Below are 794 nucleotides of genomic sequence, written 5' to 3' on the forward strand. Positions count from 1 at the left end.
TTTCTTGAATCATTTTTAATTTCTACCTTTCATTTTTAATGGTGCATTGATCATCATTGGAATTGTTAATAATTGAAGTACAATTCCTACCAATCCAATTAATGTAAACAAATTGATCGGCTTAATATTAAAAATCAAAGAATAAAAGTCTGAACTTATTCCATTTATAGATAAAAAGGTCATTAAAATGCTAACTAAAACTAGTGTCAGTAGAAAATAGAGTATCCCCAATCTTCTTACTAATACAGCTATAAAAGAAGAAAGTCCTAGTATAATAAAACCAACCATCAGGTCGACCCAATAGTACGTATAGAAATGATATTCTGATGAAACGAATTCTGCAGGATGGTAAAAGTGAAAACTATTTATTCCTTTGTCTAATAATATTTTCATAATGTAATAAATTATATTTAAGTAAGTAATACTTGTAATTACCATTAAGACTGACATTACATTATATGATTTTAAAAACTGTCTTCTAGTACTACCTAATCCAATTGCAACTTGGAAAGGAATGACCAATCCTGCAACCGCAAATGTACTAATCCCCCCATATATCGGTCCAAACAAAGCTGCACCACTTTGTAAAGGAATTTTAAAAATTATACTAACGAATACATAAACAACTGATAACAATAAAGTAATTAAAGAAAATATTTTAAAATACCATTTCAATTCTTCTAAAACTAGTTGATAAGTGCCTCTTATCGAGTTCATCTTTTCACCTCTTTATTTTTTGTTTTATTTATTAAATAGTCTTGTAGAGTTGCTTTTTCAATATTAAGATGGTGATC

1 protein-coding gene is annotated in these 794 nt (G+C 27.7%); it reads right to left on the bottom strand.

Features of this window, described 5'->3' with window-relative positions; genetic code table 11:
• Positions 1-15: 15 nt before the first annotated feature.
• Complete coding sequence (locus tag CN514_RS20965) at positions 16-717, bottom strand: hypothetical protein (protein WP_098234246.1); 702 nt, start codon at positions 715-717, stop codon at positions 16-18.
• Positions 718-794: the final 77 nt, after the last annotated feature.

Source organism: Bacillus sp. AFS001701 (assembly GCF_002559405.1).
GTDB lineage: Bacteria > Bacillota > Bacilli > Bacillales > Bacillaceae_G > Gottfriedia.

What these genes read in the sequence shown, in the direction of transcription:
- CN514_RS20965 (WP_098234246.1), bottom strand. Translation starts at nt 717, where the DNA reads ATGAACTCGATAAGAGGCACTTATCAACTAGTTTTAGAAGAATTGAAA.